The organism is Streptomyces sp. 35G-GA-8, from assembly GCF_023534745.1.
Classification (GTDB): domain Bacteria; phylum Actinomycetota; class Actinomycetes; order Streptomycetales; family Streptomycetaceae; genus Streptomyces.
Map to the genome: position 1 here is coordinate 618,534 of NZ_JAMHJQ010000004.1, position 15,669 is coordinate 634,202.

11 protein-coding genes and 1 tRNA gene are annotated in these 15,669 nt (G+C 66.0%); 5 read left to right on the plus strand and 7 right to left on the minus strand.

Annotated features, from left to right (window positions below):
• Nucleotides 1-11: 11 nt before the first annotated feature.
• On the minus strand, nt 12-1,418 hold the full coding sequence (locus M1203_RS12085; RefSeq protein ID WP_249949590.1) for a peptidoglycan-binding protein: 1,407 nt from the start codon (nt 1,416-1,418) through the stop codon (nt 12-14).
• 183 nt (nt 1,419-1,601) lie between these two features.
• Here M1203_RS12085 and M1203_RS12090 point away from each other — a divergent pair.
• From M1203_RS12090 to M1203_RS12100, 3 genes are all read left to right on the plus strand, one after another.
• Nucleotides 1,602-1,675 (plus strand) — tRNA-Lys (locus M1203_RS12090).
• 582 nt (nt 1,676-2,257) lie between these two features.
• The gene (locus M1203_RS12095) at nt 2,258-4,273 is read left to right on the plus strand and encodes a glycosyltransferase family 2 protein (RefSeq protein ID WP_249949591.1); all 2,016 of its coding nucleotides are present in this window, start codon (nt 2,258-2,260) and stop codon (nt 4,271-4,273) included.
• On the plus strand, nt 4,270-6,222 hold the full coding sequence (locus M1203_RS12100) for a galactose oxidase-like domain-containing protein (protein WP_249949592.1): 1,953 nt from the start codon (nt 4,270-4,272) through the stop codon (nt 6,220-6,222). The genes M1203_RS12095 and M1203_RS12100 overlap by 4 nt, the downstream gene beginning before the upstream one ends.
• 1,011 nt (nt 6,223-7,233) lie before the next feature.
• On the opposite strand, the gene M1203_RS12105 is transcribed toward M1203_RS12100, so the two are convergent.
• Both M1203_RS12105 and M1203_RS38715 read right to left on the minus strand, forming a co-directional pair.
• Nucleotides 7,234-7,518 carry a hypothetical protein gene (locus tag M1203_RS12105; protein ID WP_249949593.1) on the minus strand — a complete coding sequence of 95 codons (285 nt, stop codon included), beginning with the start codon at nt 7,516-7,518 and terminating at the stop codon, nt 7,234-7,236.
• Nucleotides 7,518-7,646: a hypothetical protein gene (locus M1203_RS38715; RefSeq protein ID WP_283958464.1), complete on the minus strand. Its 129-nt coding sequence runs from the start codon at nt 7,644-7,646 to the stop codon at nt 7,518-7,520. The genes M1203_RS12105 and M1203_RS38715 overlap by 1 nt, the downstream gene beginning before the upstream one ends.
• A gap of 546 nt (nt 7,647-8,192) precedes the next feature.
• Between M1203_RS38715 and M1203_RS12110 the strand changes: the two genes are divergently transcribed.
• Both M1203_RS12110 and M1203_RS12115 read left to right on the plus strand, forming a co-directional pair.
• Entirely contained in the window at nt 8,193-9,032 is an 840-nt protein-coding gene (locus M1203_RS12110) for a helix-turn-helix transcriptional regulator (protein ID WP_249949594.1), read from the plus strand.
• Nucleotides 9,029-9,241 carry a DUF397 domain-containing protein gene (locus M1203_RS12115; RefSeq protein WP_249949595.1) on the plus strand — a complete coding sequence of 71 codons (213 nt, stop codon included), beginning with the start codon at nt 9,029-9,031 and terminating at the stop codon, nt 9,239-9,241. Before M1203_RS12110 ends, M1203_RS12115 begins: the two co-directional genes overlap by 4 nt.
• 146 nt (nt 9,242-9,387) lie before the next feature.
• On the opposite strand, the gene M1203_RS12120 is transcribed toward M1203_RS12115, so the two are convergent.
• The 4 genes from M1203_RS12120 to M1203_RS12135 form a co-directional block, all read right to left on the minus strand.
• Nucleotides 9,388-10,323, minus strand: a complete 936-nt coding sequence (locus tag M1203_RS12120) for a major capsid protein (RefSeq protein WP_249949596.1) — start codon at nt 10,321-10,323, stop codon at nt 9,388-9,390.
• Between the two features lie 44 nt (nt 10,324-10,367).
• Complete coding sequence (locus tag M1203_RS12125; protein ID WP_249949597.1) at nt 10,368-10,865, minus strand: phage terminase small subunit P27 family; 498 nt, start codon at nt 10,863-10,865, stop codon at nt 10,368-10,370.
• Between the two features lie 1,675 nt (nt 10,866-12,540).
• On the minus strand, nt 12,541-12,876 hold the full coding sequence (locus M1203_RS12130; protein ID WP_249949598.1) for an HNH endonuclease: 336 nt from the start codon (nt 12,874-12,876) through the stop codon (nt 12,541-12,543).
• A gap of 684 nt (nt 12,877-13,560) precedes the next feature.
• Nucleotides 13,561-15,234, minus strand: coding sequence for a recombinase family protein (locus tag M1203_RS12135; protein ID WP_249949599.1), 1,674 nt, complete (start codon nt 15,232-15,234; stop codon nt 13,561-13,563).
• Nucleotides 15,235-15,669 lie beyond the last annotated feature (435 nt).

Consider the following 15,669-nt stretch of genomic DNA (forward strand, 5'->3'; position numbering starts at 1 on the left):
CCGTGCCTCCGTCATACGAAGAGTCGCCGCCAGGTTTCCGGACCGGGGTAGCCGTTGGCCGCGCTGCCGCGCCAGCCCTGGGCGCGCTGGAACGCCTCGACGTTGCGCCGGTCGGCCTCGGTCCAGAGCCTGCCGGGACCCGAGGTGTAGTGCTTTCCGAAGCCCTTCCTCACCAGCTGCCTGCCGAGTCGCTCCACGTGGGCGCTGGACTTGCCCGGCCGGAAGAACTCGGCGCCCGGGAACGCGCCCCCCTTCCCCGCGCCTTTCCCGCTTCCGCTCCCGTTCCCGTTCCCGGCGCCATTTCCGCCGGTGTTTCCGTTCCCGCCGCCACCGGGGCGCGCGCCGGCGCCCGCGGCCGGGATGTTCTTGCCCAGGCCCCGCACCAACAGGCGCCAGGTCCCGGGCCCCGGCCGGCCGTCCGCCTCCGCGCCGCGCCAGCCCTGCGCGAGCTGGAACGCCCGAGTGGCCCGCCGGTCCGCCTCGCCCCACTCGGGTCCCGCGCCCTGGCTGTAGAAGCGCTTGCCGCCCCGCTGGATCAGCAACCTGCCGAGCCGGGTGACGTGCGCATTGCGGGCGCCGGGTCCGAAGGAGCGCGCCCCCGGGTACGCCGCCGACGTCCCGGCCCCGTTGCCCGTGGCCGAGTTCGAACCCTTGCCTTCCGACACCTCGGTCAGCCCCTTGTAGCGATAGGGCACATAGCGGTCGGCGTTGTTCCAGTACCCCACCGGTGTGGACTGCGTACGCGCATGCGGCTTGGTCTGCTCGTAGGCCACGTAGTAGGAGTGCGTGTAGTCGGTCCAGCCGCCGAAGAGCGTGACATGCGAGCCCTTGTTGGGGTCGGCCGGATTGTGGAAGAGCAGCATGTCCCCGGGCTCCATCTCGTCCTGCGTGATCCGCACGCCGAAATCGGCCAGGCTGCCCGTCCATTCGTTGTCGGAGAGGTTCCAGGCCATCGACACATAGCCGGAGCAGTCCTGGCGGTACCCGTCCGACCAGTACTTCTCCATGCTGTACGGCACCTGCTCCCGCACCCACCGCTTGGCGCGGTTGATGATGTCGGCCCGGGTGGTCGCGCGCAGCTCGCCCGGCGGCTTGCCGGCCGAGGGGCCGGGCAGTGGCCGCCCGTGCAGAGGACCGCTGCCGCCCTGCGGGGTACCCGGATTCGGATCGACGGAGGTTCCGGTCGTCGCCGCTCCGAGTGGCGCGACGGCCTGCGCCGTGTCGACTCCCGTACCCGCCGCGCCCAGGGCGACCCCCGCGGCGGTCGCCAGCACCAGAGCGAGCCGGGCACCGCGGGCCACCGGATGACCACCGACCCGCACCGGCAGCCCTCTGGCCAGATCGCGCCGGTGCTCGGCGCATCCCGCACAGGGGCAGTCGGGAGCGGGCTCGTACTCCTCGAAGACCGGGACGGTCATGCGATCCCCTCCACACTCATCAAGATCTTTGGGCGCGACCACAAGGACGCCAATGCGTCAACTGTCTGAACAAATCGCATTTTGACGGATCAAAGGGAAGAAAGGACAATCCGACAGGCCGCAACACCCATCAAATGGTCGGGGCCACCCAAGCCGATCGGGTAGAGTTGGCCAGGTCAGCAGGCGCCGCTAGCTCAGTTGGTTAGAGCAGCTGACTCTTAATCAGCGGGTCCGGGGTTCGAGTCCCTGGCGGCGCACGCACAGTCGAGGCCCTCTCACTTCATGTGAGGGGGCCTCGTTCGTTGCGTCGCCCCCCCGTCGCCGCCATCGCTGCCGCCGCCGTCGCCCGCCCATCCGTTACGCGTCGGCGAATTCGGACACCTGGCCGGTCAACTACACAGTGTCTTCACGTCACGCATCGCGTGAACCCCCGAAGCCCCGAACGCCTCACGAGCCCGTGAAACACCTTCTGAGCTGGGAAGTTCCCCGAAATAAAACGGTGACACCCCGCACTGCGCCGCCCACGATACGATTCCCTCCGGGGCAGATGCCCCAGGGTTCTTCACACGATCAGACTGAGCCTGTGAACGCCAATGGGGCATGCGGTCCGAACAGTTGGACGCGGCACGAGGGGATGTCCCAGCGGTGGGCCCGGCGGGGGCGGGGGCCCCGTCCGTGCCGGTGGCCGTGACCGTCGTCATGCAACCGGAAGGCCGCCGTTTCCTCTCCATGAGGGCAGGAGCGCAATTCACGCGTCCGGGGCGATGGTCGAGAGGGACCCACTCCGGATGAATCGATCGACCGATCACGCGACGAGCGTGCGTGCGGGGGGATGACTCATGACGTCGACGCCAGACGGCGACCAGCGGGACGACGACGTTTCCCGGACCACCCAGCTCCGGATCCCCTCGCATCTCAGAAGGGGCGGGGGCCGGCCACGTCCGAAGAAGGACGTCCTGCCGAAGTACGACTACGAGCACTACAGCCGGCTCGCGGGGCCCCTCACCAGGCCCGACCCGGCCAAGCAGTACCGGGTCCAGTACCGTTCGCTGCTCTCCCAGGAGCCGCACCGTATCCGCGCGGCCCTGCTGCTCGGCGCGGCGCCGCTGCTCTCGCTCGGACTCTTCGTCTGGCTGATGCAGCCGCAGCACTGGACGGAGCGTGACCCGAACCTCAAGAACGATCTCCTGCTCGTCCTCGACATCGTGATGCTCGTCTCGATCGGACTGATCGAGCTGTTCCGTACGATGAATGTCCTCTCGAACGCGCACGCGACGCTGGTGGCGCGCGACCCGATCCCGGTCGTGCCCGAGCCCCATACCCGCGTGGCCTTCCTCACCTCCTTCGTACCGGGCAAGGAGCCCCTGGAGATGGTGACGAAGACGCTTGAGGCCGCCGTGAAGATCCGGCACCGCGGCACGATGCACGTATGGCTGCTGGACGAGGGCGACGACCCGGCCGTCAAGGAGGTCTGCGCCCGCCTCGGCGTGTATCACTTCTCCCGCAAGGGCGTGGCGAAGTGGAACCAGCCCAAGGGCGCGCACCGCGCGAAGACCAAGCACGGCAACTACAACGCCTGGCTGGACGCGCACGGCGACGACTACGAGTTCTTCGCCTCCGTCGACACCGACCACGTACCGATGCCCAACTACCTGGAGCGGATGCTCGGTTACTTCCGCGACCCGGACGTCGGCTTCGTCATCGGTCCGCAGGTCTACGGCAACTACGACACCTTCGTCACCAAGGCCGCGGAGTCGCAGCAGTTCCTCTTCCACGCCCTCATCCAGCGCGCGGGCAACCGCTACGGCGCCCCCATGTTCGTCGGGACGAGCAATGCCGTCCGGATCAGGGCACTCAAGCAGATCGGCGGTCTGTACGACTCGATCACCGAGGACATGGCGACGGGCTTCGAGATGCACCGCGCCAGGAACCCCCGTACCGGCAAGAAGTGGCGCTCGGTCTACACCCCGGACGTGCTGGCCGTGGGCGAGGGCCCGACCGCTTGGACCGACTTCTTCACCCAGCAGCTGCGCTGGTCGCGGGGTACGTACGAGACGATCCTCAAGCAGTACTGGCGCGGGTACGGCACGCTGCCGCCGGGCAAGCTCTTCAACTACACGATGATGATCATCTTCTACCCGATGTCGGCGCTCAACTGGATCCTGGCGGCGCTGAGTTGCGCGCTGTTCCTCGGGATGGGCGCCTCGGGTGTGCAGATCGATCCGGCGATCTGGATGATGCTGTACGGCAACGCCTCGGCCCTCCAGATCGGGCTGTACATCTGGAACCGCCGGCACAATGTGTCGCCGCACGAGCCCGAGGGGTCCGGCGGGCTGGCCGGTATGGCGATGTCCGCGATGTCGGCGCCGCTGTACGCCCGGTCGCTGATGGACGCGGTCCTGCGGCGCAAGAGCAGCTTCGTGGTGACGCCCAAGGGCGACTCGTCCAGCCCGGACACCCTCTTCGGCACGTTCCGGATCCATCTCTTCTTCATCCTGATCTTCGGCGGATCGCTGGTCTCGTCCTTCTTCTTCGGGCACGACCATCCCGCGATGATCACGTGGGCGACGCTGGCCATGCTGATCACGGCGGCACCGATCATCGCCTGGCGCCTGGGGATGCGCGAGGAGAAGAAGAAGCGACGGGGGCAGCGGGGTGCGCACCGGGGCGGTGGCGGTGGCGGTCACGGACGGCCGGCGGGCGAGGCGCCGCCGACGCTGCGGCAGCCGACCGTGCCGCAGCAGGCCGCGTCCCAGCAGGCCTTTACGGACCCGGCCGGTACGCATCCGGCGCCCCCGGGGGCCGCGGCGAACGATCAGACCGTACGGATTTCCCTTGGGGGACATAAGAAATGAGCGCGACTCCCAACCGGCCCGACCACCGCAAGAACCGCGCCCGCCGGATAGCGATAGGCGCGGCGGTGGTCGTCGCGGTGGCCGGTTTCAACGGACCCGCGCTCTATCGGTTCGGCTCCGAGCAGTACCACGAGTACAAGATCAACCGCCCCGAGTACAAGGCGGAGAACGGCCACTGGGACTTCCTCGACATACCGGCCGACTTCAAGATCAATTCGATCCACGCCTCCTTGCTGCACACCGGCAAGGTGCTGCTGATAGCCGGCTCGGGGAACAACCAGAAGAACTTCGACGCGGGCAAGTTCGAGTCGGTGCTCTGGGACCCGGAGACCAACAAGTACAAGATGATCCCGACGCCCAAGGACATGTTCTGCTCCGGGCACACCCAGCTGGCCGACGGGAACCTGCTGGTGGCGGGCGGCACGAAGCGGTACGAGAAGCTCAAGGGCGATGTCACCAAGGCCGGCGGCCTGATGATCGTCCACAACGAGGACCCGGACAAGCCGATCACCCTGCCCGCGGGCACGGTCTTCACCGGCAAGGAGAACGGCAAGACATTCGTCTCCAAGGACCCCGTCCTGGTCGAGAAGGCGACGAAGGTCTTCGACAAAGAGACGGGCGCGTTCCTGCGGACGGAGCCGGGTCTTGGCCGTATCTACGTCGAGGCGCGCGAGTCCGGGAAGAAGTACGAGACCGGCACCGAGGACAACTACCGGGTGCACGGCATGAAGGGCTCCGACGCCCGCAATGTCTACGGCATCGCGCAGAAGCTCGCGCTCGACAAGAAGGACTTCCAGGGCATCAGGGAGGCGTTCGAGTTCGATCCGGTCGCGGAGAAGTACATCAAGGTCGACCCGATGAACGAGGCCCGCTGGTACCCGACGCTGACCACGCTCAAGGACGGCAAGGTCCTGGCGATGTCCGGTCTTGACGAGATCGGACAGATTGTCCCCGGCAAGGACGAGATCTACGACCCGGAGACCAAAAGCTGGGAGTACACCGGGATCATCCGGAAGTTCCCCACCTATCCGGCGGTCTTCCTGATGGACAACGGCAAGCTGTTCTACAGCGGTTCCAACGCGGGTTACGGGCCGGCCGACGTCGGCCGTGACCCGGGTATCTGGGATCTGGAGACGAACAAGTTCGACAAGATCCCCGGACTGAGCGACCCGGACCAGATGGAGACCTCGGCGACGGTCATGCTGCCGCCCGCGCAGGACCAGAAGTTCATGGTGATCGGCGGCGGCGGGGTCGGTGAGTCCGAGAAGTCCAGCGACAAGTCCCGGCTGGTCGATCTGAAGGACCCCGACCCCCGCTTCACGGACGGCCCGACGCTGGAGAAGGGCACCCGCTACCCCAGTGCCTCGCTGTTGCCCGACGACACCGTGCTGGTCACCGGCGGCTCGGAGGACTACCGGGGGCGCGGCGGCTCGGACGTCCTCCAGGCCCGGATGTACGACCCGAAGTCATCCACGTACAAGCGGGTGGCCGACCCGGCGGTGGGCCGCAACTACCACTCGGGCTCGGTGCTGTTGCCCGACGGCCGCGTCATGATCTTCGGCTCGGACCCGCTCTTCGCCGACAAGGCCAACACCAAGCCGGGCGTGTTCGAGCAGCGGGTCGAGATCTACACCCCGCCGTACCTCTTCCGCGACGCACGCCCCACGCTGTCGGACGGCCCCAAGACCGTCGAGCGCGGCGGCACTGCCGCCTTCAAAACGAAGGACCCGGCCTCGGTCAAGACGGCGAAACTGATGCGCCCGAGCGCGGTCACGCATGTCACCGACGTCGAACAGCGGTCGGTGGCACTGGACATGAAGAAGACGGCGGACGGCATCGAGGTCACGATCCCGAAGAACAGCGCGCTGGTCCCGCCGGGCTGGTACATGGTGTTCGTCACGGATGAGGACGGAACGCCGTCGGAGGGCGTGTGGGTGGAGATCCCGTAGGGGGCGGCGTGGCGGGGATGACGGGGATGGTGCGGGTGAGGACCGAGGGGTAGTCGGGGTGGGCCGGGGGGTTTGATGGCGGGTGGGGGCCGCCCCTGATCTTTGAGTTTCGCGGTTCCGGGTCGGGCGTCAAGGGCGCTCCTTCGTCGCGTCGGCTGCGCCGATTCCGCTTCGCTTCACCCTTGACACCCAACCCTCCACCGCAAGTGCAGCTTTGAGGGGGGGCGGCCCGGGGTAGACCGTACACCCTGGGAGTGGGGAAATCACCAGGTCAGGGTATGAGGAAGAGCCCCGCGCGGCGCGTGGCCGGACGGGGCTGGTCTGCTGTCTCAGGTCGTGACGATGTGGCCCGCTGTGCCGTGGTCATGCGCTCCTGTGTAGGGCGGAGAACTGGTCACCGGGGTAGCTGTACGGATACTCGACTCCCCGTGCCGCGAACTCGATGGCGAAGCGGCGTTCCCGCTGTCTAGGTGTGAGTGGCGTGGTCTCTTCGGCGCGGAAGATGGCTCGGGCGTCCGCCGAGCTTGGCCCGGTCCACGGCTTGGTCCAGGGACCCGCAGTCGGGACGCATGGCTGTGCGGGGGCCGCTATGGGTTCGGCCCGCCGGTTCCCGGTGGCGGGCAGCAGCGCGGCAAGGATGATGCGAAGGCACGCCACGAAGGCGCGCGCAATAGAGTGGCGCACGGCGACAGCTCCTCAAAGTGATGTCGTCCACGGCCCCGGGAGTGTTGGTAGCACTCGCCGGGGTTCCTTGTTCTGCTGTTTCAACGGATGTTGGAACGGGCCCTGTTGAGAGCCCCGCCTGTCTGCCGGGCCGGGGAAGGGAACGCAGACAGGCGGGGCCGTTTCGCCCTGCCCGGCCGATGAGCACCCCACGCGCTTCATGGCCGGACAGGAGTCCAGGGTCAGCCCCTTGCGGGGCCCTTCTCGCTCTCTGGTGTTGCCCCCTCCCCTGCCGGATCGACCGGTGCGTTGGGGCGCACGGGGCTGCCATCGGCAGGGGAGGGGAGCCTATGACGTGCCCTTCTGCCGTATCGCGTGCAGCTTTCCGACCGCTACCAGCTGCCGTTGCTCCCAGGCGGTTGCCGGGCGCAGCCGGCGGTAGTGGACGCGCCAGATGAGGCCCGTGGGCCGCTCCAGCTCGATGAAGGGCCCGTCCACGTTCCTCACGGTGCCGGGCATTTCGTAGTCCCGGTCGAAGATCACCGCGCCGATGAGAATGTCGTCCGGCCTACCGAAAGCGGGCGTGTACCGGACGCTGCGCGGGGCTTTGGCAACAGGGTGCTTCGCTGCCATCACAACCAGCCCCCGCGCCTACGCTCCGCGTTCTCCTTGGCCATCTGGCGCCGGATGCGCTGCATGGTCGGGCTGTCGTCGTCCGCTCGGCTGTGCTCCGGCTCACCGGAGACCACGGGCACGGACACGGGGCACTCCGGGACTCCGCACTCGCACGGCGGGAATGCGAGGGCTGATGCCGGGGCCAGGTCCGCCCCCTCCGGGGAATCGGCGTTCACCGCTCCGCCGTCCGGTGCGGGTGGGCCGAGATGATCTCGCTGTACTTCCGGACGCCTGCCATGTCGCTGCGTGCTCGGCTTGAAGTACGTCCGTTGTGCGCCGCGTTGCAGATCACGCACTCGGGTACGGGCACGGGCTCAAGGTTCGGCATCGGAACGGCCGGAGCGGTCGTTTCCTCACTTCGGATCACAGCAGACAACCTCTCCAGACCGGCAAGAGTCGCGTTCAGGCTGGTCGGTGTGGGCGGAGCGTAGGGGCCTCGATAAACACCAGCGGGGTACAGGGCCCACCGACTGAGCCACGCCTCCCGCTCACTGCGGCGGGGCTTAAGGAAGGTGCGCTCCTCAGTCACGTCCACTCCTCTCCGTAGCGGTTCCACTACCGGGGTGCGCCAGACTGGCCTAGAGTCAGAATCCCTTCAACTAGTCAGAAGCGAAGGAGGGGTTGCAGGCAGCATGGTCAACCGCAAGGAGTTAAGCCCTGAGAGCAGCCCACGAGCGGCCTTTGGCGCCCGTGTGCGCAGGTTGCGCGAGGGTCGTGGCTGGAGCCAAGAAGAGCTAGCCGCGAACGTGGAATATTCCAGCCAGCATATTTCGGCTGTTGAAACTGGCCGCAAGCCGCCAACCCTCCCCTTCTCACGCAAGCTCGATCTCGTGTTCGGCACAGGGGATACGGCCGATTCGTTCGAACGCGAGTGGCGCGAGATGCGGCACGGCTCGCTGTTGGAAGGGTTCCCGGAGTACGTCGGGTACGAGGGGCGAGCAACAGAGATACGGCTGTACGAAATTGGAATCATCCCGGGCCTGCTCCAGACACCGGACTACGCGTCAGTGCTGGCTGACAGTGCCGTCAAGCGGGGCGCGATCACTCCCGAGCAAGCAGCAGAGCGGGTCTCGTTCCTGGCGGAGCGGCAAGAGACGCTGGAGCGGCATCGTCCACCCATGGTGTTCGTGGTGATGGACGAAAGTTGCATCCGACGGCCCATCGGCGGACACGAGATCATGGGCGCTCAGCTTGAACGACTGGTCGAGTTCGCTGCTCGTCCCACGACAGTGCTACACATCGCGCCGTTCAACATAGGCGAGCGCCGCACGTTCGACCTGCCGGTCAACTTGCTGACGCTCCCGGACCGATCAGTCGTCGCCTACGCCGAGTCTCAAGCGCAAGGACACCTGGATCGTGAGCCAGCCTCTGTTCTCCCCATGTTGACGGCCTACCATCAACTAGAGGCTGAAGCGCTGTCGCAGGCGGCATCCGTGGCCATGATCAACGAGGTACGAAAGGGCACCCCGTGACGACCGACGAATCCCCCCGCTGGTCCAAATCCTCCTACAGCAACAACGGCGGTAACTGCGTCGAGGTTGCCGCAAACCTCGTAGTCTCGCGCGGCGTGGTCCCCATCCGCGATTCCAAGAACCTCAGCGGTCCCATGCTGAACGTTCCCGCTGGTGCGTTCACCTCGTTCGTGGCGGGCATCAAGGCGGGCACGCTCGACACGGCCTGATGCGGTACCGGTACCCCGTGCGCCCCAAGTTGAGCCCCGCCGTTCTCTTCCGGAGCGGCGGGGCTTCTAGTTGCCATTCCCGCATACGCGAAAAGCCCCCGCACTCGCCCCCTGGGGGAGACAAGTACGGGGGCTCTGTGTGGCGATCAGCCGTTCAGGACTCGGGTAAGGCGAGCGGCAGCCTTACCGCCGAACATGGCGAGTCCACAATAGAAATCAATCCGGGTTCGGTAGACCGGCTTTTCGTGGGCCTCGCCCAAATCCGTTGCCTGAATCCCGCCGTTGGTGAGACCGGTTACCCCGGTGTCCGCCTCGGAAGCGCCGAAACGGACGGCGTACATGTCGCTGGTCTCCTTACCATCGTCACCAGTCGTAAGCGGGATCACGTCTGTTCCGTCGAGATTCTGGCCGGCGTCCAGGAGGGGAATCCCGTTCCATGTGGGAGCAAGCTTTCCCCCGATCTCGCTCATGAGGAGTTCACTGCCGCCCAGTCGCCGGAATCCAGACTTGATCTTGGCGATTATCTCACTGTTGGTATAGATGGCTCCGTTCGCTCCGCTGAGTCCGCGAACCCGACCAACCAGGGAATCCAGCGCATCAAAGAACGCGTATCCATCCGCCACGGGGGAAGTCCCCCCGGCATCGACGACCTGTGATCCGATCAGCCTCTTTCGGAGACCGTCAAAACCCTTCGGGTTGACCATGATGTCACCGTTGAAGAACTGATCGGAGAAGTGAATTGACGCCGCCTTGATCTTCATGTGCGTGTGAATGGCGCGCTGCTCATTGAGATTGCTTCGCGTCTGAACAATGAACTTGTCGACATCCGCATCACCGCCGAGAATGGCAAGGGTTTCAATCCGCTGATTAACGGCACCAACACTCTCTGGGTATGCCTCGTTCACAGCCCGGAAGGCCACACCCGGCAACTTGGATTCCTCGTTGTACTTGTACGCGCTCCCCTGGACGTCGATAAGCGGCAGCCGATCGAGGATCGGCGATTCCTGAACGAACATTTCGATGACGCCGAGCTTGAGCATGTCCTGAGTGAGCTTGGCTGATTCAGCGAGCGTAAGAGCCATGGTTGTTCTCCTAGTTGTCTTGAGCGTGGTTGACGAGTCGACGATCAATCCCATATATCCGAATCATCATCATCGGATTCCGGCGCTGTAATTGCGATTCGCGCACTCGGCGATAGACCCAATTCGCGGATGTACCGGGCAAGCTGCGTCCGGTACTGCGCTGCAATGGTGGCCGCGCCGTTCTTCACCGTTCCGCGCTCTGCGGTCACCATGAGCCCGCGTTCTGAAAGGTCCCGTTCGGCCTGGTCGATGCGGGCGACGCACACGCACAGATCTTTGACGGTGGCGTGGTCCACTTCGCCGATACCGGCGGCGACTTCCAGCACGGGCACGACGCGTCGCCATTCTTGCGATGCGACTTCCCGGCATCGTGCGTTGGCCGTTTCTACTTCGGCAAACGGCGAGGGCGCGAACACTCCGGACCAGTCCGGTTCGGCAAGGATCGCGCGAGGGATTACCATTCCCTCTTTGATCGGTGTCTTTGACGGGTTTCCCTCGCGTGTCCGCTGCATGGCGGATGCGGGTCTGTATCGGTCAGCCATGAATTCTCACTTTTCCGCTGGTTCAAAAGGGCGCCCAAAAATGCCTACAGCTCCGGCGAGAGTTTTTCTCCTCCCCCACGTGCAATCTCAGGAGGGGAAGGGGGCACCCGCCCTGGTCAGAAAGGCGGACGCTCGCCCGATTCACGACGGGAACGCGCTTCCGCAGCAAATCCGCCAGGCTGTTTGCGTGCGGTCTCGCGGTTATGGCACGACGTGCACAGCGGACGCAGATGCTTCGCAGCATCCGGATTCACAACTCCCTGTGCGAGCAACTGCTTTCGCGACAGCGGAAAATGGTCGGCAACCGACGCGCTACGACCGCACAGCAGACACCACGGGTTCGCGTACAGGTACGCGCGGCGCACACGCGGCCACAGGCGCCCATACGCGCTCGTCCCCGGTGTCACACGCTGCGCAGTCGCTTCCCGCTCATGAGCCGCACAACGCCCACCAGTGGTCAGCTCGGGGCACCCGGGGACAGAGCAAGGGGGGCGGGGCTTGCGGGGCAGGGGGATCACCTCCGAAGGGCGGGTAGAAGCCCGGAAGGGTGGCCAAAGGGCGGGTAAAGGGCGGGTAGAAGCCCGGAAGGGCGCCAAAGGGCGAGTAGAAGCCCGCAAGGGCGGCCAAAGGGAAGGTAAAAGCCCGCAAGAATTCCGGCGAAAAGACCTGTTCACGCAGCTCCGGGCCATGATGAGCTGCACGCATGGCAAAGACACCTACGCCCGCCCCTGCTTTTGAACTCCGCTGCGGCGGACTGCACTTGGTCATGCAGCGCATCCCCGGATGGCTGGTGGTAACTGTCGCCACGGCTGCGGGAAGCGGGCTCACGGCATGGCTCACGGCGCGGTGACGGCACCCGGGGACAGCGCACGGGGGGCGGGGTATCACCTCCGGGGCGAGTTGGATATCGCTACTGCGATATTGGTTTCTGTGGGTGGCACTGCACTGACCCACGCCCGCCTGACCTCGGGGTTTTCTCCCGGAGGGGGCGTCCATCCGCGTAGCGGTGGCGTGTTGCCCCCCAGGTAGGGTCTGGGCACTCACTACGAAAGGGCGGAAGCGCATGTCTTCCTTGTCAAAGCAGCAAGCGGGACCACACAGATCGAACGCCGCTGCGGCGGGCTCCACTTGACGATCCAGCGCATCCCCGGATGGCTGGTGGCAGCACTCGCCACGGCTGCGGGAAGCGGGCTCACGGCATGGCTCACGGCGCGGTGACGGTGCTCCGAGCAGCTGAGGACCTAAGCAGGGGCCGCGCTTTACGGGTCATAGGGGCCTCCAACCAAGTTGGGCTGGGCGACTTTTGCCCCGTTAAACGATGACATCGGTAAAAGAAGGCATCACGAAGGCAACCCTTTTCCACTTCTCAGGGACTTTTCGAGTTCGCTAGCGTTCAAGTTCCGGCAACCCCAACCAGCTCTAACAGCCTGCGAGCGGAACCCGGACAAACACCGCACTCGCCCGATTCGTGAGCGGGCTGTGCAGTTACTCGTTACGCAACCAACCGGGAGGGCGCCTCATGGCAACGGACCACAACACACCAGACCTGGAGATCCGCGTAAGGGGATTCCGTTTGACCGTCCAGCGCATCCCCACAGGACTGCTCCTGACATTGCTGGTGGCGGTAGGTGGCTCCGGGCTAGGTGCATGGCTCACCAGTCGCTAGAGCGGAGCGCTACCGAGCCCCGAACTCGGTACGGGTTTTGATCTGGTGGCAGTCGTGGCACAGGACTTGGACGTTCGAGTCCACGTCTTCACCGCCGAGGGACAGCGGGCGCACGTGGTCCACGTCCACCCCGTCCGCGGGGAAGTCGCCCAAGCGCCAGTCACACCAGGCCGAGCCCCGTTCCTGCACTCGCCGGCGGAGCCTCGCAGCAGCATCCCGACGCTTCGCCCGTCGCCTACCCCGTGCCCGCCGAGAGCGGATGTTCGGTCGTCCCTCGTACGCCCCGTGGTGCGTCTTGCAGCGGCCCCGATGGGTGGCGGGCTCGGTGCAGTCGATACAGCGCATGTGCGTCCCCCTGGTGGGTCGTCGTTGTGTGCCCGCCCCGAGACTCGAACTCGGGAACTCTGCGGAGTGCGTACGGATCTCCCCGAATCGGGGGCCGGTACCGCGCACCTCTGGCCGTTGGGTCAGCGGGCTTGCACGTCCTCGCCGGCTCGGGGCCGGTCCGGACACGGTGGGGAGACCACACGAACTTGCAACCCCGTTCGGTACCCCCGGTCAAGGGGTAGCTACTGGTGGGCGATGTGGTCTCCCCGCGCTCTGCCACACGACCACTGCGGCCACCCCGTGAGGGTGCGTGTTGCACGGGCAGAGCTGTTGGTGAGAGTTGGGCACTCGGTCCGCCGTTTCCGGGCTGGTGGGGTGCGCGGTAACCCGCTCTCACTGTGTTGTAAGGAGCAGCGAATTCCCGGCCCCGCCGTGCGGAGTGCTCGGCTCGGTCGCTCGGTCCCTCACTGTGGTGTGGGGGCCATCAGAGCCCCGAGGGCCGGACCATGACGGAATGACGGTTCGGATGCCGGTTTGGTTTTTCCTTAAGTTTTCTATGTGCATTCAAAAAAGTAGGTAGAACCGTCATTCCGTCATGGCTCACCCGCTGGTCGGCGGAACCGCGTACGCCCGTCTGCGGACATGCGAAAGCCCCGGGCGGTCACGGGACCTCCCGGGGCTGTCCCGCCCTGTATGGAGCTGTTACGCGGCTTGCTCGAACTCGTCTGCGTCGGGCTCCGCGCCTTCCGGGGTTGCCCACACGATGGTCACGCGTTCGTCGCCCTTGAACGCGCCTCCCTGCTTGGGGGACTTGGTCACGGTCACGCTGTCGATGGCGAGGGCCAGGAGGTCTTGTCTCATGCCGGGGTCAGCTGCCTCCCACATCTCCGCTGCGTTGCCGTTGACGACGAACGAGACGTCGACCCGGGTGCCCCCGGTGAGTTCCCGGATGCGTGCCTCGGCGGCATCGAGGCGCTTTTCCGCAGCGACCTTGTGGGGGATGCGGTACCGCGCGGAGCGGCCGGTGTAGAAGTCTGCGGCATCGTCCGCGTGGAACTTGTCCAGCTTGGCTTGCGCTGCCTTGAGTTCCGCCCGCGCGTCCTTGATCTCCTGCGTCTCCTCGGGGCGGGTGAGCGCCTGCCAGCGTTCGGCCACGGCAATCATCAGATCGTCGTCATCGTCCGCACCGTGGAGCCGCGCGGCCCATGCCTCGACGATGTACCGCTCCAGCGGGGGACGGGAAGCAGATGCGGGCTTGTTGCACGCACCGCCACCTGAGTAGTACTGGCACTCGTAGGACCCGCCGCCGAAGGACATCGCGTGCCCGCAGTCCGCGCACCGCAGAAGCCCGGTGAGCGGGTGGACCCGGCGCCCTGCCTGGGGCTCGGCGGTGTTGAACATCTGATGCCCGCTCACGAGCCGGCGGGCCCGTGCGGCAAGACCGGCGGGAATCATCTGCGGCAGGACATCGTCTGTGACACAGCGGACCCGCTCGCCCATGCTGTTGAGGTAGTGCGCCGGGACCTTCCCCGCGTTCGTGAGGGTCAGCCACCCTTCGTAGACGGGGTGCACGAGGATGGCCCGGACGGTCGCACCGGTCCATGCCCTACCCGTGGCGGACACGATCCCTTCGGCGTTGAACGCGCGGGATACGGCTCGCGCTGACATGCCCTCGGCGATCCCCGTGTAGATGCGCACGACTACTTCCCACGGCGTGATTTCCCGCTTGCCCTTGACCAGGCAGATGTAGGGGGTGTGGTCCGGGGACAGCTTGCGCGTGGCGGGATCGGCGACCAGGCCGAACGGGGCGCGTGCGAGCCAGCGTCCCTCGTTGCGCTGCTTGGCCTTGGTGCTGCGGACGTTGTGTGACAGACGCTGCGAGTACTCACGCGCGTTCTCCGCACGGTCGATGATCCAACGGCGGTCCCGCTCATCCATGGAGTCAAGACGCTCGTAGCCGAAGATCACCCGGGCTTTGCCGAGGATCGGCACGACCGCTTCGGCGCCCTTGCGGCTGAACCTGTCGAGCGCGTACACCCACAGACAGGTCACTTCACCGTTCAGTACGGCGTCCATGGCCGCGTCGTACTTCGGACGCTTCACATCCGACCAGGCAGACAAGTTCTCCTTCCACACCTTGCGGACCCGGTACCCGTTCTCATCGGCCCACGCACGGCCCCGCTCCTCCTGTGCGCGGATGGAGAGGGCCCGTTCCCCCTCGCGGACGACCTTGGACTTACGCAGCAACAGGTCAACTTCGGGGCGGTTGTCGCATGCGGCAGGGACAGGGGCTGTGACCCGTTCGGTGGTCTTCTTCATGGTCTCTCGGGAGACCAGAGGTTTCCTGCGCGCCTTGACCGGTGTGGCTGTCGCCATGGGAGACCCCCTGTGACCAGCGGAAACGTCCCGCTACCCGAGCAAGTCCCAGAGTGTTGGACCTACTGGGGGAGGGGTCCCCGGGGAAGCACCCATGTTCCGGGGGTCTGTTCCCGGCCTCGGGTCGGTGGGTGGTCTGCGCAGCAGTGGAGTGGGGCGGCCCGGCACCGGCTCAGCGAGCTGATGTGCGTGGGTAGTTGGGACTCATGCCCCGCTGTGCGGGCTCGTTGTCGCCTGCACCTGTCGACGGAGGCAAACGGACCACCACCCACCCCCTATGTCCCAGTTTGGCGGGCCGTTCTGAGGTCCCCCGGCCGGTCATGCGTCCTGAGTTCAGTTAAGTCGTCCCCACGACACATCACCGCCTCCGACCCGCCCAATCAGCGCCTCACCAGTCACACCCACCCCACCACCCACACACCCCCACCAGCGGGG

Coding starts and splice junctions, on each gene's coding strand:
- M1203_RS12105 (WP_249949593.1), bottom strand. CDS start 7,518: ATGGCAGCGAAGCACCCTGTTGCCAAAGCCCCGCGCAGCGTCCGGTAC.
- M1203_RS12130 (WP_249949598.1), bottom strand. CDS start 12,876: ATGCGCTGTATCGACTGCACCGAGCCCGCCACCCATCGGGGCCGCTGC.
- M1203_RS12100 (WP_249949592.1), top strand. CDS start 4,270: ATGAGCGCGACTCCCAACCGGCCCGACCACCGCAAGAACCGCGCCCGC.
- M1203_RS12110 (WP_249949594.1), top strand. CDS start 8,193: ATGGTCAACCGCAAGGAGTTAAGCCCTGAGAGCAGCCCACGAGCGGCC.
- M1203_RS12125 (WP_249949597.1), bottom strand. CDS start 10,865: ATGGCTGACCGATACAGACCCGCATCCGCCATGCAGCGGACACGCGAG.
- M1203_RS12120 (WP_249949596.1), bottom strand. CDS start 10,323: ATGGCTCTTACGCTCGCTGAATCAGCCAAGCTCACTCAGGACATGCTC.
- M1203_RS12135 (WP_249949599.1), bottom strand. CDS start 15,234: ATGGCGACAGCCACACCGGTCAAGGCGCGCAGGAAACCTCTGGTCTCC.
- M1203_RS12085 (WP_249949590.1), bottom strand. CDS start 1,418: ATGACCGTCCCGGTCTTCGAGGAGTACGAGCCCGCTCCCGACTGCCCC.
- M1203_RS12095 (WP_249949591.1), top strand. CDS start 2,258: ATGACGTCGACGCCAGACGGCGACCAGCGGGACGACGACGTTTCCCGG.